General features: G+C 57.2%; 22 protein-coding genes. 12 read left to right on the forward strand and 10 right to left on the reverse strand.

The genetic code is table 11. The annotated features are described in order from the left end of the window. Nucleotides 1-66: 66 nt before the first annotated feature. The 3 genes from JIO00_RS15690 (at nucleotide 67) to rarD (ending at nucleotide 3,043) form a co-directional block, all read left to right on the forward strand. A complete protein-coding gene (locus JIO00_RS15690) occupies nucleotides 67-1,092 on the forward strand; it encodes an alpha/beta fold hydrolase (RefSeq protein ID WP_083376640.1) in 1,026 nt (341 codons plus the stop codon). A 13-nt stretch (nucleotides 1,093-1,105) separates the two neighbouring features. Then, nucleotides 1,106-2,059 (forward strand): D-2-hydroxyacid dehydrogenase family protein, encoded by a 954-nt coding sequence (locus tag JIO00_RS15695; RefSeq protein ID WP_200666234.1) that lies wholly within the window; start codon nucleotides 1,106-1,108, stop codon nucleotides 2,057-2,059. Between the two features lie 102 nt (nucleotides 2,060-2,161). Beyond that, a complete protein-coding gene (gene rarD / locus JIO00_RS15700) occupies nucleotides 2,162-3,043 on the forward strand; it encodes an EamA family transporter RarD (RefSeq protein ID WP_010460694.1) in 882 nt (293 codons plus the stop codon). A gap of 127 nt (nucleotides 3,044-3,170) precedes the next feature. On the opposite strand, the gene hppD is transcribed toward rarD, so the two are convergent. Both hppD and JIO00_RS15710 read right to left on the reverse strand, forming a co-directional pair. Then, entirely contained in the window at nucleotides 3,171-4,247 is a 1,077-nt protein-coding gene (gene hppD, locus JIO00_RS15705; protein ID WP_010460695.1) for a 4-hydroxyphenylpyruvate dioxygenase, read from the reverse strand. A gap of 249 nt (nucleotides 4,248-4,496) precedes the next feature. Beyond that, nucleotides 4,497-5,435, reverse strand: coding sequence for a DMT family transporter (locus tag JIO00_RS15710; protein ID WP_154912163.1), 939 nt, complete (start codon nucleotides 5,433-5,435; stop codon nucleotides 4,497-4,499). 78 nt (nucleotides 5,436-5,513) lie between these two features. Between JIO00_RS15710 and JIO00_RS15715 the strand changes: the two genes are divergently transcribed. From JIO00_RS15715 to JIO00_RS15725, 3 genes are all read left to right on the forward strand, one after another. Then, nucleotides 5,514-6,386, forward strand: coding sequence for a LysR family transcriptional regulator (locus JIO00_RS15715; RefSeq protein ID WP_010460697.1), 873 nt, complete (start codon nucleotides 5,514-5,516; stop codon nucleotides 6,384-6,386). A 116-nt stretch (nucleotides 6,387-6,502) separates the two neighbouring features. After that, nucleotides 6,503-8,035, forward strand: a complete 1,533-nt coding sequence (locus JIO00_RS15720; RefSeq protein WP_200666236.1) for an EAL domain-containing protein — start codon at nucleotides 6,503-6,505, stop codon at nucleotides 8,033-8,035. A 232-nt stretch (nucleotides 8,036-8,267) separates the two neighbouring features. Then, complete coding sequence (locus tag JIO00_RS15725; protein WP_077747869.1) at nucleotides 8,268-8,630, forward strand: histone-like nucleoid-structuring protein, MvaT/MvaU family; 363 nt, start codon at nucleotides 8,268-8,270, stop codon at nucleotides 8,628-8,630. Between the two features lie 176 nt (nucleotides 8,631-8,806). Here the strand turns inward: JIO00_RS15725 and JIO00_RS15730 are convergent, their stop codons facing one another. Beyond that, on the reverse strand, nucleotides 8,807-9,331 hold the full coding sequence (locus JIO00_RS15730) for a DUF4946 domain-containing protein (protein WP_077747746.1): 525 nt from the start codon (nucleotides 9,329-9,331) through the stop codon (nucleotides 8,807-8,809). 145 nt (nucleotides 9,332-9,476) lie between these two features. Here JIO00_RS15730 and gloA point away from each other — a divergent pair, with 145 nt between their 5' ends. Continuing rightward, nucleotides 9,477-9,998, forward strand: coding sequence for a lactoylglutathione lyase (gene gloA, locus JIO00_RS15735; protein WP_010460703.1), 522 nt, complete (start codon nucleotides 9,477-9,479; stop codon nucleotides 9,996-9,998). Nucleotides 9,999-10,128: 130 nt separating this feature from the next. Here gloA and ahpF read toward each other — a convergent pair whose 3' ends face one another. From ahpF to JIO00_RS15750, 3 genes are all read right to left on the reverse strand, one after another. Then, nucleotides 10,129-11,691 carry an alkyl hydroperoxide reductase subunit F gene (gene ahpF, locus JIO00_RS15740; protein ID WP_010460705.1) on the reverse strand — a complete coding sequence of 521 codons (1,563 nt, stop codon included), beginning with the start codon at nucleotides 11,689-11,691 and terminating at the stop codon, nucleotides 10,129-10,131. A gap of 123 nt (nucleotides 11,692-11,814) precedes the next feature. Then, nucleotides 11,815-12,378 (reverse strand): alkyl hydroperoxide reductase subunit C, encoded by a 564-nt coding sequence (gene ahpC / locus JIO00_RS15745; protein ID WP_010460707.1) that lies wholly within the window; start codon nucleotides 12,376-12,378, stop codon nucleotides 11,815-11,817. 150 nt (nucleotides 12,379-12,528) lie between these two features. Then, nucleotides 12,529-13,467, reverse strand: coding sequence for a site-specific integrase (locus JIO00_RS15750; RefSeq protein WP_154504837.1), 939 nt, complete (start codon nucleotides 13,465-13,467; stop codon nucleotides 12,529-12,531). Nucleotides 13,468-13,644: 177 nt separating this feature from the next. Between JIO00_RS15750 and JIO00_RS15755 the strand changes: the two genes are divergently transcribed. After that, a complete protein-coding gene (locus JIO00_RS15755) occupies nucleotides 13,645-14,664 on the forward strand; it encodes a DNA-binding protein (protein ID WP_200666238.1) in 1,020 nt (339 codons plus the stop codon). Here JIO00_RS15755 and gorA read toward each other — a convergent pair. Together gorA and galU are read right to left on the reverse strand one after the other, a co-directional pair. Then, a complete protein-coding gene (gene gorA / locus JIO00_RS15760) occupies nucleotides 14,661-16,019 on the reverse strand; it encodes a glutathione-disulfide reductase (protein WP_102594163.1) in 1,359 nt (452 codons plus the stop codon). The genes JIO00_RS15755 and gorA overlap by 4 nt on opposite strands. Nucleotides 16,020-16,151: 132 nt before the next feature. Continuing rightward, nucleotides 16,152-16,991 carry a UTP--glucose-1-phosphate uridylyltransferase GalU gene (galU, locus tag JIO00_RS15765; RefSeq protein ID WP_010460715.1) on the reverse strand — a complete coding sequence of 280 codons (840 nt, stop codon included), beginning with the start codon at nucleotides 16,989-16,991 and terminating at the stop codon, nucleotides 16,152-16,154. A 258-nt stretch (nucleotides 16,992-17,249) separates the two neighbouring features. On the opposite strand from galU, the gene JIO00_RS15770 reads away from it, so the two are divergent. Continuing rightward, complete coding sequence (locus tag JIO00_RS15770) at nucleotides 17,250-17,438, forward strand: hypothetical protein (protein ID WP_102594162.1); 189 nt, start codon at nucleotides 17,250-17,252, stop codon at nucleotides 17,436-17,438. 139 nt (nucleotides 17,439-17,577) lie between these two features. Continuing rightward, on the forward strand, nucleotides 17,578-17,859 hold the full coding sequence (locus JIO00_RS15775; protein WP_010460719.1) for a hypothetical protein: 282 nt from the start codon (nucleotides 17,578-17,580) through the stop codon (nucleotides 17,857-17,859). Nucleotides 17,860-17,870: 11 nt separating this feature from the next. Here JIO00_RS15775 and JIO00_RS15780 read toward each other — a convergent pair whose 3' ends face one another. Both JIO00_RS15780 and JIO00_RS15785 read right to left on the reverse strand, forming a co-directional pair. After that, nucleotides 17,871-18,101 carry a hypothetical protein gene (locus JIO00_RS15780; RefSeq protein WP_010460721.1) on the reverse strand — a complete coding sequence of 77 codons (231 nt, stop codon included), beginning with the start codon at nucleotides 18,099-18,101 and terminating at the stop codon, nucleotides 17,871-17,873. A gap of 72 nt (nucleotides 18,102-18,173) precedes the next feature. After that, nucleotides 18,174-18,530, reverse strand: coding sequence for a hypothetical protein (locus tag JIO00_RS15785; protein ID WP_083376633.1), 357 nt, complete (start codon nucleotides 18,528-18,530; stop codon nucleotides 18,174-18,176). A gap of 212 nt (nucleotides 18,531-18,742) precedes the next feature. On the opposite strand from JIO00_RS15785, the gene JIO00_RS15790 reads away from it, so the two are divergent. Together JIO00_RS15790 and JIO00_RS15795 are read left to right on the forward strand one after the other, a co-directional pair. Continuing rightward, complete coding sequence (locus JIO00_RS15790; protein WP_007946189.1) at nucleotides 18,743-19,045, forward strand: DUF1883 domain-containing protein; 303 nt, start codon at nucleotides 18,743-18,745, stop codon at nucleotides 19,043-19,045. Nucleotides 19,046-19,074: 29 nt separating this feature from the next. Beyond that, nucleotides 19,075-19,251 (forward strand): hypothetical protein, encoded by a 177-nt coding sequence (locus tag JIO00_RS15795; RefSeq protein ID WP_010460725.1) that lies wholly within the window; start codon nucleotides 19,075-19,077, stop codon nucleotides 19,249-19,251. Nucleotides 19,252-19,384 lie beyond the last annotated feature (133 nt).

The raw sequence follows: 19,384 nt of genomic DNA on the forward strand, positions 1-19,384 counted from the left end.
GCCTGTCTTTAATGTCGCCCTAATCATGCCGATCCAGCATCGGCGGGTTTTCTATGGAGTTCACCCATGTCCCTTCCCCTCTCCCGTTGGCTGCCCGGCCTGTTTCTGACCGCTGCACTGCCTGTTCTGGCTCACGCCGAAGGCCCGGAATACGGGCCGGAACTGCAAGGGTTCGAGTACCCGTATACGGTCAAGCACTTCTCGTTCGAGTCCCAAGGCAAATCCTTGCAGATGGGTTACATGGACGTCGCCGCCCACGGCAAGGCCAACGGGCGCAGCGTGGTGTTGATGCATGGTAAAAACTTCTGCGGCGCCACTTGGGACAGTTCGATCAAAGCCCTGAGCGAAGCCGGTTACCGGGTGATTGCGCCGGACCAGATTGGTTTCTGCACCTCCAGTAAACCGGATAACTATCAGTACACATTCCAGCAACTGGCGACCAATACCCAGCAACTGCTCAAAGCGCTTGGCATCCAGAAGTCCAGCGTGCTCGGGCACTCCACCGGCGGCATGCTCGCCACACGCTATGCGTTGCAATACCCCGATCAGGTCGAGCAACTGGCGCTGGTCAATCCCATTGGCCTGGAAGACTGGAAAGCCCTTGGCGTGCCCTATCGCACCGTCGATCAGTGGTACGAGCGCGAACTCAAGCTCAGCGCCGACGGCATCCGCACCTATGAACGCAACACCTATTACGGTGGCCGCTGGAAGCCTGAATTCGATCGCTGGGTCGATATGCTTGCCGGCTTGAACAAAGGCCCGGGGCACACACAGGTGGCCTGGAACTCGGCGTTGATCTACGACATGATCTTCACCCAGCCGGTGTACTACGAGTTCAAGGACCTGAAGATGCCGACGCTGTTGCTGATCGGCACGTCCGACACCACGGCCATCGGCAGTGACATTGCCTCCCCGGAGGTCAAGGCCAGGCTCGGTCATTACGACGTGCTCGGCAAGCAAGTGGCAAAGTTGATTCCGCAGTCCACACTGGTTGAATTCCCCGGCATGGGCCACGCGCCGCAGATGGAAGAACCGGCGAAATTCCACCAGGCATTGCTCGACTGGCTGAACAAAACCAATCCCGTGCGTTAATGAGGTAAGGCTGATGGCGGTGCAGATTGCGGTGATCGATGATTGGCAGGACGTGGCCCGTGACGTGGTCGACTGGTCAGTGCTGGACAGCCTCGGCGAGGTGAGTTTCATCCATGATTACCCCGCCGACAACGCAACCCTGGCGGAGCGTCTGGGTAAATTCGAAGTGATCTGCGTAATGCGCGAACGCACCCGCTTCGATGAAGATCTTCTGCGCCAATTGCCGACACTCAAGCTGCTGGTCACCGGTGGTATGCGTAATGCTGCGCTGGATCTCAAGGCCGCTGCGGCACTGGGTATCCAGGTCAGTGGCACCGACAGCTACAAACACGCCGCTCCAGAACTGACCTGGGCGTTGATAATGGCCGCGACCCGCAATCTCGTGGCCGAAGCCAATGCCTTGCGCGCCGGGAAATGGCAGCAAGGCCTGGGCGGTGACTTGCACGGCAAGACACTGGCGATCCTCGGCCTTGGCAGCATCGGCCAACGGGTCGCGCAGTTCGGTCAGGTGTTCGGGATGCGGGTGATCGCGTGGAGCGAAAACCTCACGGCCGAACGTGCCGCTGAAGTGGGCGTGACCTATGTCAGCAAGCAGGAACTGTTCGAGCAGGCCGATGTGCTGTCGGTTCATCTGGTGCTCAGTGATCGCAGCCGCGGATTGGTCGACGCCCAGGCGCTGGACTGGATGAAACCCTCGGCGCTGCTGGTCAACACCGCCCGCGGACCGATTGTCGATGAGGCTGCGCTGATCAAGGCCTTGCAAAAGAATCGACTCGCGGGGGCGGCACTGGATGTGTTCGACATTGAGCCATTGCCAGGGAATCATCCGTTCAGAACGCTGGACAACGTGTTGGCAACGCCGCATGTCGGGTACGTCAGCCAACAGAACTACCATCAGTTCTTTTCGCAAATGATCGAGGACATTCAAGCGTGGTCGGCGGGTGAGCCGATTCGCCTTCTGAGCTAGGACCGAAGCGCCGCTCTCGCACTCGATCGATGTTGGTCAATACTGAACGTGAAAACCACGTATCCTCTGCGCCCGTTTCACGTTCAACCTCGCGAGGGCAGTTTGTCTAAAGGTATCGCTTTATCGGTCTCGGCCTCGGTGCTGTTTGCCGTCATGTATTACTACACCTCGCTGCTCACCCCCTTGAGCGGCGTGGAGATTTTCGGCTGGCGCATGCTGCTGACCGTGCCGTGCATGACCGTGTTCATGATGGTTTCCGGCGAATGGAAACGCGTGGTCGAGATTTTTCGGCGTATCGCCGGGAATCGCAAACTGATCGCCGGCCTGATCGCCTCCTCTGCCCTGCTCGGCGTGCAGCTTTGGCTGTTCATGTGGGCGCCGCTCAACGGCTACAGCCTGGATGTGTCGCTCGGCTATTTTCTGTTGCCGCTGACCATGGTCCTGACCGGGCGGATCGCCTATGGCGAGCGCCTCTCGTATCTGCAAAAAATCGCCGTGGTGCTGGCCTGCCTTGGGGTGATCAACGAGGTGTATCAGGTCGGTGGTTTTTCCTGGGCAACCTTGCTGGTCTGCATCGGCTATCCCTTGTATTTCATCCTGCGCAAGCGCCTGGCCGCCGACAACCTTGGCGGTTTATGGCTGGACATGGCGTTGACGCTGCCGGTGGCATTCTGGTTCGTGCAGAGTGGCGAACAGGGTTTCGGCGTGTTTGATCAACACCCGTGGTTGTCGCTGCTAATCCCGATACTCGGAGTGATCAGCGCGTCGGCGCTGGTGGTCTACATCATCGCCAGCCGGTTGTTGCCGTTCAGTCTGTTCGGGCTGTTGAGTTATGTAGAGCCGGTGTTGCTGCTGGGCGTTGCGTTGCTGCTTGGGGAAAGCATCAAGCCCGGGGAATGGTTGACTTATATTCCGATCTGGCTGGCGGTGGTGGTGCTGGTGTTTGAAGGGTTCAAGCACCTGGTTCGGCATCGCAAACCTTAAGCCCTACACAAAACCAAATGCAGGAGTGAGCCTGCCCTCGATAGCTATCTGTCAGTCAACAATGATGTTGAATTTGACGACGCTATCGCGAGCAGGCTCACTCCTGCAGTTTTAACGGTGAAGCGGCTTAATCGGTGGCGAGTACACCGCGGCGAACCTGATCACGCTCGATCGATTCGAACAGTGCCTTGAAGTTGCCTTCGCCGAAACCGTCGTCGCCTTTACGCTGGATGAATTCGAAGAACACCGGCCCCATCAGGGTTTCCGAGAAAATCTGCAGCAACAGACGCTTGTCGCCCGACTCGGACGAACCGTCCAGCAGGATCCCACGCGATTGCAGCTGATCGACCGGCTCACCGTGGTTCGGCAGGCGGCCTTCGAGCATTTCGTAGTAGGTTTCCGGTGGCGCGGTCATGAAGCGCATGCCGATGCTTTTCAGGTGATCCCAGGTCTTGATCAGGTCATCGCTGAGGAAGGCCACGTGCTGGATGCCCTCACCATTGAACTGCATCAGGAACTCTTCGATCTGCCCGGCGCCCTTGGACGATTCTTCGTTCAGCGGGATGCGGATCATGCCGTCCGGCGCGGTCATGGCCTTGGAGGTCAGGCCGGTGTATTCGCCCTTGATGTCGAAGTAACGGATCTCACGGAAGTTGAACAGCTTCTCGTAGAAGTTGGCCCAATACGCCATGCGACCGCGATACACGTTGTGGGTCAGGTGATCGATGATTTTCAGACCGGCGCCGACCGGGTTGCGGTCAACACCTTCGATGAACACGAAGTCGATGTCGTAGATCGAGCTGCCTTCACCAAAACGGTCGATCAGGTACAGCGGCGCGCCGCCAATGCCTTTGATCGCCGGCAGGTTCAGTTCCATCGGCCCGGTTTCGATGTGGATCGGCTGGGCGCCGATTTCCAGCGCGCGCTTGTAGGCCAGTTGCGAATCCTTGACGCGGAACGCCATGCCGCACACCGATGGGCCGTGCTCGGCCGCGAAGTACGAAGCAACGCTGTGCGGTTCGTTGTTGAGGATCAGGTTGATCTGGCCTTGGCGATACAGGTGCACGTCTTTGGAGCGGTGGGTCGCGACCTTGGTGAAGCCCATGATCTCGAAGATCGGCTCCAGGGTGTTCGGGGTCGGCGATGCGAACTCGATGAACTCAAAGCCCATCAGGCCCATTGGGTTTTCGTATAAATCTGCCATTTTGGCGCCTCATCATTTTTTAGAATTAACGGAACGTTAGTTGCTAAGAATGCTGAAGCCGGCGGGTGGCGCGCAGGAGATGCCCCGCACGCTGCGGGCGAGGAAGTCACCGTAGATCAATTGAAACCCAAAACTTTTCATTGTCGACCCAAGGCTGATGCGGGCGAGGCTTCTGCTGGCAGAAGACGATTATTATTGTATGCGTAACCCGATTCTACACAGCGTAAATAGGTTTGTCCGCCTTCTGTATCAAATCCCCTTTTTCCCTGCTCGCGCAAGGGGTTTGTTGCACAGGAAAATCCCCGCGAGAATCAGCCCGCCTCCCAGGCACATCGTCAGCGTCAACTGCTCGCCCAACAGTAACGCGCCGAGGATCACCGCCGTCAGCGGATTCAGGGCAATGAACACCCCCGAACGTGTCGCGCCGATTTGGCGAATGCCATCGTAATAGCCGATGTAGGCCAGCGCCGAGCCCAATACACCCAGGTACATCAGGCTCATCCATTGCTGCGGACCGAGGCTCATGAGCGCGCTGACACTCAGTTCACCCCGTATCGCACTTGCCACCCACAGCATCAGGGTGCCGAGCAGAATCGAATACGCCACCGTCTGCACCGGCCCCAGCGAGTGGTTCAGTTCTTTGGAGAACAGCGAGTAAATCCCCCAGCCGAGCACGCAGCCGAAAATCAGCAGGTCACCGATCCACGCGTCGGCGTTGTCGACCAGTAACTGCGGGTTGCGACTGACGATCACCAGACTCGCCCCGGCGATACAGATCGCGATCCCGATAACCTTCGCCCGACTCAAGCGCTCCTTGAACAGCAGCCACGACGCCAGTCCGATCACGGCGGGATTCAGCGCCACAATCAATGACGCACGCGATGCATTGATGTAATGCAGTCCATAAAAGAAGCACAGGTTGTAGAAGAAGATGCCGAAGAACCCCAGCAGCGCCAGTTGCAGCCACTGCCCGGGGCTCGGCTTCGCCAGTGGTACGCGGGCCAGCAGCAAAAACAGCAGCAATGCCACGCTGGCCAGGAGGAATCTGAGGCTGGCGGCGAACAATGGACTGAGGCTGTCCGCGAGAAACCGGCCAGCCACGAACGTCCCGCCCCAGATCATGGTGACGGCGGCGAGTTTCAAATAAACCGGCACATCCGATGAGGTTGTTTGCGCGTAAGCATTCATGAGGTGCAAGGACTTCAGTCAGGGAAGATGACGTATCATTCGACTAATGCATGATCATCGTAAAATGAGTAAAGACTCATGACCCTGACACAACTCGAGATTTTTTCGCTGGTCGCCGAACTGCGCGGGTTCACGGCGGCGGCCAATCGGCTGGGGATCTCCCAATCGGCGGTGTCGCATGCCTTGAAGTCGCTGGAACAGGAATTGGGTGTCGAGTTGTTCCGGCGCCACCAGTCCCAAGTCGAGCCGAGCGACATCGGTCTACAGCTCTTGTCGCGCGCCCGGGCCATGCTCGGGTTGGCCGACACCTTGCGCCAGGAAGCCGCCGACGCTCGCGGGATGAAGCGCGGCACCCTGCGCATCGGCTCGTTCGGCCCCACCTCATCGATCAAACTGCTGCCACAGATCCTGGCGCACTACCGCGCCGCTCACCCCGGTATCGAAGTGCACATCGACGAAGGTCCGGACCGGCAGATTATCCAGTGGCTGGAAGAACGACGAATCGATATCGGTTTCGTGGTGCTGCCCGAAGATCGCTTCGATACCTTCAGGCTGATCGAAGACCGGATGGTCGCGCTGTTGCCCTCCGATCACCCGCTGACCGGTCGCGACAGCCTGAGTTTGAGCGACTTGTGTCACGACCCGTTCGTGCTGACCGAAGCCGGGTCTTCGGAGCTGGTTTCACGGCTGTTCACGGCTGCCCGGCTGACACCGAACATCCGTTATCGCTGCTCGCAGCTGCTCAGCACCCTCGACACGGTAGGCCGAGGCGATGCCGTGACCGTGGTCGCCGAAGGTTCGTTGCCCGACGACAACGACAGCCGCTACGTGAAAAAACCGCTGTCTCCATCCGTCAATCGGCAGGTGGGCCTGGCAGTGCTCGACCAACGTCAATCGTCGCCCGCAACGCTGGCGTTTATCCAAATGGCTACAAACCTTGACTATCGTTGACCGGCATAAGTACCGACAGCCATCTATCATGCCCACTACCTGAACTCTTTTTTGGGAGGCGTGCCGTTGTCCTCCCTGCATTTGAGAGCCGTATCCCTTCGTCACAGGCTTTGTGAATGCCACTAAACGCCAAGACCCACAAACGCGGCAAACGAATGGCTGTGACCGTTTTGAGCGGGGTACTCCCGGTGCTGTTGGGGGTTGTCATTCTCTATATGCAGGCCGAGCGTGCGCTCAAGCAGAGCACCGAGCTGACGGCCGAAGAAGCCATCCGCCAATTCGAACTGATGCTCGACCGTAACGCCCAGGCGGCACGAGAACTGCTGCCGCTGGCCGGCCAAAACTGCAAAGACGTCAAATTGGCCCTGCGTGAACAGGTCACCCGCGGTCCATTCGTGCGCGCGACGAATCTGGTGTGGGACGACAGCATTTATTGCAGTTCTTTGTTCGGTGACTACCACGAAAAGCTCAGTGCCGGCGACTACTCCAAAGGCCGGTTGCTACTGATGAAAGGCAACCTGGTCACGCCTGACACTGCGATACTGGTGTATCGACTGGGCGAAGGAAAACAGGGAGCTTTAAGTACGCTGGACGGTTATCACCTGAGCAACGTGCTGCGCATGATTGGTCGCAAGACGATCCTGTTGCTGCAAGTCGGTCCCAACTGGTTATCCGCCGACGGCAAGGCTCACGATGTCGCCCTTCCCGTCCCGCCCGTAGCCGAAAGCAAACTGACGTCCACGCGTTATGGCTTTACGGTCGCAGCCGGTTTCCCCGAGGGTGAAACCTGGCGCTACATGAACAGCGAGTACCCACCGCTGTTCAGTTTGCTGATCTTCTTCGGCGTGGTCTCGGGCGCAATCGGACATGTCCTGCAAAAACGCTCGTCGTCCCCCAGCCATGAAATGCAGCGTGCGCTGGAGGCAGGTGAGTTTGTTCCGTACTTTCAGCCCGTGGTGCATGGCGATACTAAAACCTGGTCCGGCGCCGAAGTGTTGATGCGCTGGAATCACCCGAAGGAAGGCCTGGTACGCCCGGACCTGTTCATTCCTTTTGCCGAGCATTCCGGGTTGATCGTGCCAATGACCCGCTCGTTGATGCGACACACCGCGGCGCTGTTGGCGCCTGCCGCTGCTTCGTTCGATGGGCCATTTCACATTGGCATCAACATCACCGCCAGTCATTGCAAGGACTTGGACCTGGTCGAAGACTGCCGGGAGTTTCTCAGTGCCTTCGCACCAGGGGCCATCCACCTGGTGCTGGAATTGACCGAGCGCGAACTGATTGAACCAACGGCCATTACGCACCTGCTGTTCGAGCGGCTTCGCACCTTGGGCGTAATGATCGCTATCGATGACTTTGGCACAGGTCACTCAAGCCTCGGTTATCTGCGTCAGTTCAATGTGGACTTTCTGAAAATCGATCAGAGTTTTGTCGCGATGATCGGCGTTGACGCGCTTTCCCGGCACATTCTGGACAGCATTATCGAATTGTCGGCCAAGCTTGATCTGGGCATCGTCGCCGAAGGCGTGGAAACCGAGGAGCAAAGTGACTATCTGGCCGCACACGGCGTGAACTTTCTGCAAGGTTATTTGTTCGGTCGACCGATGCCAGGAGCCGAATTCATTAATGCATTAAGGCACCATTAACCTGCGGTTTAAGCGACGAGGAAACGAAGCAGCGCACCAAATTGAATCAAAAGACTACTGTAGTTACATGAAGAAAAAGACAGGATTTACTCTTGGCCAATTAACTACTACAATTTTTCATGCCTGCGCAAGATTGGCAGGTGAGCCACTATCACCGAGTCGCTTCAAGGCTCTTGGCTTATAGCTTTGTTTGCGGTTGGTATCAGCCAAACACACTATTGGAGTAATGAATTTGTCCAGACTCGCTGAATTTCGTGCCGCTGAGAAGGCCCTTCAAGAACAGCTCAAGCAGCTGGAATCGCTGAAGAATGATGCCGGGCTCAAGAAAGAAATCGAATTCGAAGAAAAGCTCCAGGGGCTGATGAAAACCTACGGCAAAAGCCTGCGCGACATCATCGCCATCCTCGATCCGAACCCGGCAAAATCCGGTCTGCAGGCAGCAGCCCCTAAAACCCGTCGCGCCCGTGTGGTCAAGGTTTATCACAACCCGCATACCGGTGAGCTGATTGAAACCAAGGGCGGCAACCACCGTGGCCTGAAAGCCTGGAAGGAACAATACGGTGCCGCCACCGTAGATTCCTGGCTGCGAGGCTAAGCGCTCGCGGTGATAAACAAGCCCTGCCAATGCAGGGCTTTTTTTATGGCCGGCCTCTCAATGCAACGAGGGGAGTCGTTCAACTCGCTACTTGCCGACTAAACTTTATGCTTAATCCGTTTGGGTATCTAAAGATTTCAGATCGCGCTGAAATCTGCAGTCACGCAAACCCGCAACTAAAGTTTCAAGCTGTTACGAGCCGCCGCAATTTCATCCTCACTTGCCTTATAAGCCTCGGCCTGCCCCGCGTAGGAAAGAACATAGGCCTTATCGGCATCCACCGCTGCGACCAATGTTTGCGACAGCACATGTCGACCATTCTGCGTAATCGTGCAGGTAGTTTCCAATCCCGATAAGCGGCTCAAGGTCGCCGGATGAATTTTGTTGCAGACACTTTGATAGCCGCCTTGAAAGAAGTCCTTCTGCACCGACTTGCGCATTTCCAGCAGCACACCCTCCAGATTGACCTGATGACCGCTTTCTACTTGAGTCATGGTCAATTCCATCACCATTACCGGCGTGCCGCCTTGGTCGACTTTCACCGCGCGCTGTCGGGAAACCCCTGGTTTGGCATCATCTTGCGGAACGGCTTCCACCTCCCAGCCCTTCGGCCAAGTCACCACCGGTGCATCCGCTTGAGCGCTGGCGACACCTGACAACAGGAAAATCAGGACCCACGTCGATTTACAGAATCGGATCATTGCAATGAGCACTCACGGATTGAACCGTAAAGTCTGAGCCTCACCCGTCCGTCAGGCAATAGCAGACTCTTAGCGTTTGGTGATGTCCCAGCCCTTGCGTATCATTGTCGCCATTCGTTAGCCCCACTTATTTTCCGGAGGGCCCATGAGCCTGCACGAATTGAACACTTTCCCCGGCGTGACCGCTCAACCTGACACCGCCACCCAGAAGTTCGTCTTCAACCACACCATGCTACGGGTCAAGGACATCACCAAGTCCCTGGATTTCTACACGCGCATCCTGGGTTTTTCACTGGTGGAAAAACGCGACTTCCCGGAAGCCGAGTTCAGTCTGTATTTCCTGGCGCTGGTTGATAAAAACCAGATTCCGGCCGACGCCGCCGCCCGTACCGAATGGATGAAATCGATCCCTGGCATTCTCGAACTGACCCATAACCACGGCACCGAGAACGACGCGGATTTCGCCTACCACAACGGCAACACCGACCCGCGCGGCTTCGGCCATATCTGCATCTCCGTGCCGGACATCCGTGCGGCGTGCGAACGTTTCGAAGCGCTGGGCTGCGATTTCCAGAAACGCCTGAACGACGGGCGCATGAAGAGCCTGGCCTTTATCAAAGACCCGGATGCGTACTGGGTCGAGATCATCCAACCGGCACCGATGTAAAAAATTCGCTGCCACTGATCGTTCCCACGCTCTGCGTGGAATTCAGCCACGCAGAGCGTGGGAACGATCAGTATCACGCACACAAAAACCCCATGATCGCTCATGGGGTTTTGTGTTTCAGCGTTGGTGTTTAAGCCGGCGCGGAGGTGCGGATCAGGTGATCGAATGCGCTCAGCGAAGCCTTGGCGCCCTCGCCCACTGCAATCACGATCTGCTTGTACGGCACGGTGGTGACGTCACCGGCAGCAAACACGCCCGGCATCGACGTTTCACCACGGGCATCGACGATGATCTCGCCGCGAGGCGACAGCTCGATGGTGCCTTTGAGCCAATCGGTGTTGGGCAGCAAACCGATCTGCACGAAGATCCCTTCCAGCTCTACATTACGCAGCTCGTCAGACTGACGATCCTTGTAACGCAGGCCATTGACCTTCTGACCGTCGCCCAACACTTCAGTGGTTTGCGCACTGGTGATCACAGTGACGTTCGGCAGGCTGTGCAACTTGCGCTGCAAGACCGCGTCGGCGCGCAGTTGTACGTCAAACTCCAGCAATGTGACGTGGGACACGATGCCCGCCAGGTCGATGGCCGCTTCGACGCCGGAGTTACCGCCGCCAATCACCGCCACGCGCTTGCCTTTGAACAGCGGACCGTCGCAGTGCGGGCAGTACGCCACGCCTTTGTTGCGGTATTGCTGCTCGCCCGGGACGTTCATTTCACGCCACCGCGCACCGGTCGCGAGGATCACGGTCCTGGCTTTCAGGGTCGCGCCACTGGCGAAGTGGATCTCGTGCAACTCACCGTTCTTGCCCGGCACCAGTTTGTCGGCGCGTTGCAGGTTCATGATGTCGACGTCGTATTGCTTGACGTGTTCTTCCAGCGCTACTGCCAGTTTCGGGCCTTCGGTTTCCTGCACGGAGATGAAGTTCTCGATGGCCATGGTGTCGAGCACCTGCCCACCAAAGCGCTCAGCCGCCACACCGGTGCGAATGCCTTTACGAGCAGCGTAGATCGCTGCCGAAGCACCGGCCGGGCCACCGCCGACGACCAATACGTCAAAGGCTTCCTTGGCGCTGATTTTCTCGGCCTGGCGCTCGATGCCGCTGGTGTCGATCTTGGCGAGGATTTCTTCCAGGCCCATGCGGCCCTGGCCGAAGTTCACGCCGTTGAGGTAAATGCTTGGCACGGCCATGATCTGACGATCATCGACTTCGGCCTGGAACAACGCGCCGTCGATGGCGACGTGGCGGATGTTCGGGTTCAGTACCGCCATCAGGTTCAGCGCCTGGACCACGTCCGGGCAGTTCTGGCAGGACAGCGAGAAGTAGGTCTCGAAGCTGAACTCGCCTTTGAGCGAACGGATCTGTTCGATCACTTCGACACTGGCCTTCGAAGGGTGGCCGCCCACTTGCAGCAAGGCCAACACCAACGAAGTGAATTCATGGCCCATCGGGATGCCGGCAAAACGCAGGCTGATATCGGCACCCGGGCGATTGATCGAGAACGATGGCTTACGTGCATCGTCACCGTTATCTAACAAAGTAATCTGGCTGGAAAGACTGGCAACGTCTTTCAGGAGTTCGAGCATTTCCTGGGATTTCGCACCGTCGTCGAGGGAAGCAATGATCTCGATCGGCTGGGTGACCCGTTCCAGGTACGATTTCAACTGGGCTTTAAGATTGGCGTCCAACATACGGGCGATTTCCTTTTACTTGAGACGAAAAAAAACGCCCGAGCGAATCTCGCCCGGGCGTTTTTGAGGGCGGTTGCAGCTTACTGAGGTGCGGAAACCCGCCCTGATAGTGCTTTCACAGACTTAGATCTTGCCGACCAGGTCCAGGGACGGAGCCAGAGTGGCCTCGCCTTCTTTCCACTTGGCTGGGCAAACCTGGCCTGGGTGAGCAGCGACGTACTGGGCAGCCTTGATTTTGCGCAGCAGCTCGGAAGCGTCACGGCCAACGCCGCCATCGTTCAGTTCAACGATTTTGATCTGGCCTTCAGGGTTGATCACGAAGGTGCCACGGTCAGCCAGGCCAGCGTCTTCGATCAGCACGTCGAAGTTGCGGGAGATAGCGTGAGTCGGGTCGCCGATCATGGTGTACTGGATTTTGCCGATGGCTGGCGAAGTGTTGTGCCAGGCAGCGTGGGCAAAATGGGTGTCGGTGGAAACGCTGTAGATCTCGACGCCCAGTTTCTGGAACGCGTCGTAGTTGTCAGCCAGGTCTTCCAGTTCGGTCGGGCAAACGAAGGTGAAGTCGGCTGGGTAGAAGAACACGACAGACCACTTGCCTTTCAGGTCAGCGTCCGACACTTTTACGAAGTCGCCATTTTTGAAGGCGTCAGCTTTGAACGGTTTAACTTGGCTGTTGATGATAGGCATCGATGACTCTCCGTCAGGGTTGAAAAGTTTGGTTGAGAAGTTGATGGGGTGAATCCTACCCACTCGATCGCCGCCTGGCTCATTGGCAAAGCTCATGCTGCTGATTGGTTTTCGCTATTAGCGGACAGTATTAATAGAAGAAAACGGTATCTAGCTCACCAATGGCTTTTCAGCGACTCGCGCCATCCCGAGAAACGGGCTGACTTCAACATAGCGCATGGCTGACTTCACATCCTTCCAACCCACATAACTCATCAACGATTTCAGATCCCAACCACTCTGATGGGCCCAACTGGCAAAGCCGCGGCGCAGGGAATGGCTGGTGTAGTGGTCCGCCGAAATGCCGGCACGTTCCAAGGCCTGGCGCAACAAAGGGATCACGCTGTTGGCGTGCAAGCCCTCCTCGCTCAAGTGACCCCAGCGGTCGATTCCGCGAAACACCGGCCCGCGGACCAGCGCAGCTTCCGTGATCCATTGAATGTAGGCGTTCACTGGGCAGAGGCGCTGCAGGGCCGGGGTCTGGTAAGTCTTGCCGAGGTTTTCGCGATCGCTTTTGCTGCGCGGCAGGTAGAGGGTGATGCCTGAACTGGCGATCGCCTGCACGTGTTCGATTTGTACGCGGCACAATTCATCACTGCGAAAGCCACGCCAGAAGCCCAGCAAGATCAGCGCGGTGTCACGCTTGGCGCGAAGCAATCCTGGCTGATCGTTTTGCGCCCTGGCGGTTTTGGCCTCCTGTTCCAGCCATGCCACCACTTGCTCCAAATGCTGAAGCTGCAATGGCTCGGCCTGCTTCTCCTGGGCCGGGTGCAGCGCCCGTATGCCCTTGAAGACCTTGCGCACCACCGGCGACTTGGTGGGGTCGGCGAATCCCTGGCTGTTATGCCACTGCGCCAGCGCTGACAAACGCAACTTCAACGTATTGATCGACAGCACGCCCGCATGGGCCACCAGATAACGCGCCACGCTGTCGCTCGTCGCAGGCAGGAAACCACCCCAACTGACTTCGAAATGCTCGATGGCCGCCCGGTAGCTGCGACGCGTGTTGTCGCGGGTGGCGGCTTGCAGGTAGCGATCCAGGTCGGTCATGGGCTATCTCTCGAAAATGTACCGCTTTGGTGAAGTAAAACGTGTAACACGGCGTATCACGCGGGGTAATACCAGTATATCCCGCCTCAACAACTTACATTTTTTATCTTTTTGTTGATGATGGTACACTGCTTACTTTAGTGGCATGTACCACAGTACGAAATCGTAGGAGAAGAAATGGCTCGTGGCGGCGTAAACAAAGCGGTGGTGCAGGCGGCACGTTTGGCAATCCTTGCCCGTGGCGAAAACCCCAGCATCGATGCAGTACGGATCGAGATGGGCAATACCGGCTCAAAAACCACCATTCACCGCTATTTGAAGGAGCTGGACGATGGCAGCGAGCGCGCCGAAACTCCCTCTGAACCCATCGATGATGAGCTCGCAGGCTTGGTCGCGCGTCTGGCGCAGCGCCTCAAGGAGCAGGCGCAAGAGCCCATCGACCAGGCACGCGCGCAATTCGATCAGCAACGGAAGGAACTGGAAATCCAGCTGACTGAAGCCCGGCAAGCCAACACTGAACTGCACCAGCAATACGAAATTCAAAGCCTGGCCCTGACTCAAGAATCCGAAGCGCTGCACGAAACCCGCGCCATGCTGCAGACCGAGCAAACCCGCAACGCCGGATTGAACCAGGCACTGGCCGATTTCGATTTACGCTTGCAAGACAAGGATGTGCAGATCCGCTCACTGGAAGAAAAGCACCTGCACGCACGCGATGCACTGGAACACTACCGCAACGCCATCAAGGAACAGCGCGAGCAGGAACAGAGCCGCCACGAAGGCCAGTTGCAACAGATTCAGATGGAATTGCGCCAGGCCCAGCAAAGCGCATTGGTGCGTCAGGACGAAATCACACAATTGCACCGCGACAACGAGCGCCTGCTCACTGAGAACCGTGGAACGCTACGCGAACTTGGGCTGCTACAGGAGCAACTCAAACACACCCACAGCCGCCAGGATCAACTGCTGGAGCAGGTCAACCGCATCGACAGTGAACGCACCCTCCTCCAGGAACGCTTGCGTGCCGCACTGTTGGAAAGTCAGTCGCTCAAGCAAAGCGTCGACGAGCAGTCGCAGATAAACAAAGTGCTGGAAATCGATTTGCTCAAGACTCGGGCGAGCCTCGACGAAAGCCTGCGCCTGGCCGCTGTCATTGCAACAGCGCCAGACGCATCAGAGAGTGAAAAGAGCGATTAACCGGCAACCGGCGTGCGCATGGTGACGAACTCTTCGGCGGCAGTAGGATGCACGCCGATGGTTTCGTCGAAATCGCGCTTGGTCGCACCAGCCTTCAAGGCAATCGCCAAGCCCTGAACGATCTCACCGGCATCCGGCCCGACCATGTGGCAACCCAAAACCTTGTCGGTCTTGGCATCGACCACCAGCTTCATCAGCGTGCGCTCCTGGCACTCGGTCAGGGTCAGCTTCATCGGCCGGAAACGGCTTTCGAAAATCTGCACCTCGTGGCCAGCTTCGCGCGCATCTTCCTCGCTCAAGCCGACAGTGCCAATGTTTGGCAGGCTGAACACGGCGGTCGGGATCATCTTGTAATCCACCGGACGATATTGCTCAGGCTTGAACAAGCGACGCGCCACGGCCATGCCCTCAGCCAAAGCGACGGGGGTCAGCTGGACACGGCCGATCACATCGCCAAGCGCCAGAATCGACGGCTCCGCAGTCTGATACTGATCATCGACCGCGATGAAACCTTTCTTGTCGAGTTTGACGCCGGTATTTTCCAGCCCGAGGTTGTCGAGCATCGGCCGGCGACCGGTGGCGTAGAACACACAATCCGCTTCCAGCTCGCGACCATCCTTGAGCGTCACCTTCAGGCTGCCATCGGACTGTTTATCGATGCGCTCGATGTCGGCGTTGAATTGCAGGTTCATGCCGCGCTTGGTCAGCTCCTCCTGCAAATGCTTGCGTACCGCACCGTCGAAGCCGCGCAGGAACAGCTCGCCGCGATACAACAACGTAGTGTCGGCGCCCAGCCCGTGGAAGATCCCGGCGAATTCGACAGCGATGTAACCGCCGCCCACCACCAGAACGCGCTTGGGCAACTCTTTGAGGAAAAACGCCTGGTTGGAACTGATCGCGTGTTCATGCCCCGGAATCTCCGGGATCTGCGGCCAGCCACCGGTCGCAATCAGGATGTTTTTAGCGGTGTGACGCTCGCCATTGATTTCGACGGTGTTCGGGTCGACGATTTTGGCGTGGCCTTCATGCAAGGTCACACCGCTGTTGACCAGCAAGTTGCGGTAAATGCCATTCAGGCGATTGATCTCGCGATCCTTGTTGGCGATCAGCGTCGCCCAGTCAAACTTCGCTTCACCCAACGTCCAGCCAAAGCCCGAAGACTGCTCGAAGTCTTCAGCGAAGTGCGCGCCGTAGACCAGCAATTTCTTCGGCACGCAGCCGACGTTCACGCACGTACCACCCAGGTAACGACTTTCAGCCACCGCCACTTTCGCGCCAAAACCAGCAGCGAAACGCGCAGCCCGTACACCGCCGGAACCGGCGCCAATTACATAAAGGTCAAAATCGTAGGCCATTTTCAATCTCCTCGGCAGGCAACCAGCATACCCGCAGACGTCCGTTGGGCAAGCGCTGCAAGCGATATCGGGGGGCGGCAAATGAAAAAGCCACCCGAAGGTGGCTTTTCAATACAAGCAGGTCAAGCGCTATCAGTAAGCCTTGCCAGTCTTGTAGAAGTTCTCGAAGCAGAAGTTGGTCGCGTCGATGTAGCCTTCAGCGCCACCGCAGTCGAAACGCTTGCCTTTGAACTTGTAAGCCATGACGCAGCCGTTCTGGGCTTGCTTCATCAGGGCGTCGGTGATCTGGATTTCACCACCCTTGCCTGGCTCGGTTTGTTCGATCAGGTCGAAGATGTCCGGCGTCAGGATGTAACGACCGATGATCGCCAGGTTCGACGGTGCATCTTCAGGCTTTGGCTTCTCGACCATGCTGTGAACACGGTAGATGTCATCGCGGATCATCTCACCGGCAATCACGCCGTACTTGTGAGTTTCTTGCGGGTCGACTTCCTGGATGGCAACGATCGAGCAGCGGAACTGCTTGTACAGTTTGACCATCTGGGTCAGTACGCCGTCGCCTTCGAGGTTGACGCACAAGTCATCCGCCAGCACCACGGCGAACGGTTCGTCGCCGATCAGTGGGCGACCGGTCAGAATCGCGTGGCCCAGGCCTTTCATTTCGGTCTGGCGGGTGTAGGAGAACGAGCAGTTGTCGAGCAGCTTGCGGATGCCGACCAGGTACTTCTCTTTGTCGGTGCCCTTGATCTGGTTTTCCAGCTCGTAGCTGATGTCGAAGTGGTCTTCCAGGGCGCGTTTGCCACGACCGGTGACGATGGAGATTTCAGTCAAACCAGCGTCCAGTGCTTCTTCGACGCCGTACTGGATCAGTGGCTTGTTTACCACCGGCAGCATTTCTTTGGGCATGGCTTTAGTCGCTGGCAGGAAGCGAGTACCGTAACCGGCTGCTGGGAACAAGCATTTCTTGATCATATAAGTCCTTGAAAGGGCTGTGTGTACGAGTTTCGGCGCAGTCTAATCAGGCGGAGTGCACCTTACAATGCCCCGCGCTGGCTAACCGATGCCATCATAGAGAAATATTCCCGCGGATAGTTCAATCCGCATTTTCACGCGGTCAAATCAGCGTAGCTCAAAGAGGCCGACAAACTCGACCACCATACGCTTATCGTCCCCCAATGCGAGCATTTGCCGGTATCATGGCAACTTTGAACCAGTGAACGAGACAGATAGATGACCGTAGCAAAAATCATCAACGGGTACACGGTCGACAAAGGAAAAGATGGCCAGTGGCGCATTACCGCCGCCAATGGCGAAGATGTTTCCGGGCCGTTACCCAGCGAAGCGATGGCGATTGAAGTGGCGTCGGTGTTCGACTACACCCACCCCGCGCCGAAGCGACGCGGCAAGAGTCAGGACTGATATCCTGCGGCACTCGCAGAGCCCTGCCATTGAGCAGGGCTTTTTTGTGGTCAGGTACAAACAAGTGGCCATTCGCTATAACCTTTTGCTGCCTGCGCTGTCACAGGCTTAGCCCCATCATCCTGACGACGACAACGACATGACTAAATTTTTGCCCCTGATTGCAATCCTGGCCCTGAGCGGCTGCGCCACTTCCGAGAAAATGTACCTGAACAACGGAGAGCAAGGCCTGGCAATCGACTGCTCCGGCGAAGCCAACTCCTGGGCCACGTGCTATGAAAAAGCCGATGCCTCTTGCGCGGGGACCGGCTACCGGATCGTCGGCACCGACGGATCGCCTTCCACCAAGGAAAGCGACAAAACCCTGGGGGTCGATGTCGGCAACTTCAAGAACCGCAGTGTCGTGGTGGTCTGCAAGTAGGGCGCCCTGCCCTACATGTGAATTTCCGCAAATTTGATTCCGAGACCACGCACGGTCTCGATCAAATCGTCGAGACGAGCAAACGACTCGACCTCATCGTTATCATCCACCAGAAAATAGCTGCGCCCGGCGCTCTTCTTGAAAAACACGATCCATTCCCCCGGGTTCGCGGGATTTTGAATGACGTGGGTGGCAGAGATCAGTCCCTCTGCATGGCGTTCCTGTACCTGCTCTCGCTTCATGCTCGACTCCAGAAAAGACAATGCCGCCAAAGCATGACTTTGACGGCATCGGTGTGAACGGTGGCTAGTCTATCAGCCGGAAATGCAGGCGTTGGCGGCTTTCTGCACGTCTTTAGGACGCACCGGCACATTGGACATACGCTCATGCAGCTTTATACCACTGCCACCCGAACGGTCTTCGATGTCGAACACGGCTGCCGGGGCCGATGAAAATTTCGCCGGCACGATGACGCGCATCCCGTCCTTGGTTGACTCCAGTTGCAGGGCGCCACGACTGTCGGCCAGTTTTTCGACCAGGCATTGCGCGTATTCATTGGGCTTTTTGCCTGAGATCACGTTCATGGTAGGCAACGTCTCATTAATCTCCGAGACATTCGCACAGCCACTCATCACCAATGCCAACGGCAAGGCCAACACACCCCACTTCATACAAAACCTCCGATAAAGACCCTCCGACAGCACAAATGCTGATTTTCTCCGAGGCTCGCTGCGTTTATCGCTCATAGAATTCCGAATAACTGTTTTTAATTGTCAAAGCGAACCTCGACGACCGGATAATAACCTGTTCGGGCTGATAAACTGCGCCAATCGCCCATGCTATCGTTTTGATTTTGTAGAAAAAGCCCTTCTGGAGGCGCCTCATGAAATTTATCCACCAGCGCGAGCACCTCAACGAAGACGACATCGTCGTCATCCAGTGCTCCCAAACATGCAACATCCGCTTGATGAACGACGCCAACTTCCGCAGCTTCAAGAACGGCGGCCGTCACACTTACCACGGCGGTGCGTTCGATACTTTCCCGGCCCGGATTACTGCACCGAGCACCGGTTTCTGGAACATCACCATCGACACGGTCAACCGCCGTCCGATCAGCGTGACCCGCAAACCGACCCTGACGCACTCGATCAAGATCATCCGTCGCTCCAGCACGAAACTGAGCTGAGTGACGCTCCCACACGAATAAAAGCAGGTATGACCGTGGCCCAAACGACCAAGTACGTCATCAAATACAAACTCAACGGCGAACGCCGCTTCGAATTTGCCCAGCTCGAAAAAGGCACTGAAGAAGAAGCCAAAGCTGCGCTGGACGCCATTCATGGTTCGAGCGACGACGTCATCAGCGACATTGCCGTCAGCAAAGCACTGTAACGCGACCCGGCACCCGGAGCGACAACATGGACGTCGTGCTCCGCGCCCGTCTTGAATTCGACCGCAAGCGCCGGAGTGTTCACTCCCTTGGCGCCCCCTAGACTGGCCACCTCGACCTTTGGTTAAGGAGTCA

Origin of the sequence: Pseudomonas sp. SW-3, from assembly GCF_016615645.1 — a bacterium.
GTDB classification, from domain to species: domain Bacteria; phylum Pseudomonadota; class Gammaproteobacteria; order Pseudomonadales; family Pseudomonadaceae; genus Aquipseudomonas; species Aquipseudomonas mandelii.

Bases quoted from the DNA above. Each gene is read 5' to 3' on its own strand.
- gorA (WP_102594163.1), bottom strand. From the start codon at position 16,019: ATGGCCTACGATTTTGACCTTTATGTAATTGGCGCCGGTTCCGGCGGT.
- JIO00_RS15770 (WP_102594162.1), top strand. From the start codon at position 17,250: ATGACCGTAGCAAAAATCATCAACGGGTACACGGTCGACAAAGGAAAA.
- JIO00_RS15750 (WP_154504837.1), bottom strand. From the start codon at position 13,467: ATGACCGACCTGGATCGCTACCTGCAAGCCGCCACCCGCGACAACACG.
- JIO00_RS15715 (WP_010460697.1), top strand. From the start codon at position 5,514: ATGACCCTGACACAACTCGAGATTTTTTCGCTGGTCGCCGAACTGCGC.
- JIO00_RS15720 (WP_200666236.1), top strand. From the start codon at position 6,503: ATGCCACTAAACGCCAAGACCCACAAACGCGGCAAACGAATGGCTGTG.
- ahpC (WP_010460707.1), bottom strand. From the start codon at position 12,378: ATGCCTATCATCAACAGCCAAGTTAAACCGTTCAAAGCTGACGCCTTC.
- JIO00_RS15710 (WP_154912163.1), bottom strand. From the start codon at position 5,435: ATGAATGCTTACGCGCAAACAACCTCATCGGATGTGCCGGTTTATTTG.
- gloA (WP_010460703.1), top strand. From the start codon at position 9,477: ATGAGCCTGCACGAATTGAACACTTTCCCCGGCGTGACCGCTCAACCT.
- JIO00_RS15690 (WP_083376640.1), top strand. From the start codon at position 67: ATGTCCCTTCCCCTCTCCCGTTGGCTGCCCGGCCTGTTTCTGACCGCT.
- JIO00_RS15780 (WP_010460721.1), bottom strand. From the start codon at position 18,101: ATGAAGCGAGAGCAGGTACAGGAACGCCATGCAGAGGGACTGATCTCT.
- JIO00_RS15775 (WP_010460719.1), top strand. From the start codon at position 17,578: ATGACTAAATTTTTGCCCCTGATTGCAATCCTGGCCCTGAGCGGCTGC.
- JIO00_RS15695 (WP_200666234.1), top strand. From the start codon at position 1,106: ATGGCGGTGCAGATTGCGGTGATCGATGATTGGCAGGACGTGGCCCGT.
- JIO00_RS15755 (WP_200666238.1), top strand. From the start codon at position 13,645: ATGGCTCGTGGCGGCGTAAACAAAGCGGTGGTGCAGGCGGCACGTTTG.
- JIO00_RS15795 (WP_010460725.1), top strand. From the start codon at position 19,075: ATGACCGTGGCCCAAACGACCAAGTACGTCATCAAATACAAACTCAAC.
- JIO00_RS15730 (WP_077747746.1), bottom strand. From the start codon at position 9,331: ATGATCCGATTCTGTAAATCGACGTGGGTCCTGATTTTCCTGTTGTCA.
- JIO00_RS15790 (WP_007946189.1), top strand. From the start codon at position 18,743: ATGAAATTTATCCACCAGCGCGAGCACCTCAACGAAGACGACATCGTC.
- hppD (WP_010460695.1), bottom strand. From the start codon at position 4,247: ATGGCAGATTTATACGAAAACCCAATGGGCCTGATGGGCTTTGAGTTC.
- galU (WP_010460715.1), bottom strand. From the start codon at position 16,991: ATGATCAAGAAATGCTTGTTCCCAGCAGCCGGTTACGGTACTCGCTTC.
- ahpF (WP_010460705.1), bottom strand. From the start codon at position 11,691: ATGTTGGACGCCAATCTTAAAGCCCAGTTGAAATCGTACCTGGAACGG.
- JIO00_RS15785 (WP_083376633.1), bottom strand. From the start codon at position 18,530: ATGAAGTGGGGTGTGTTGGCCTTGCCGTTGGCATTGGTGATGAGTGGC.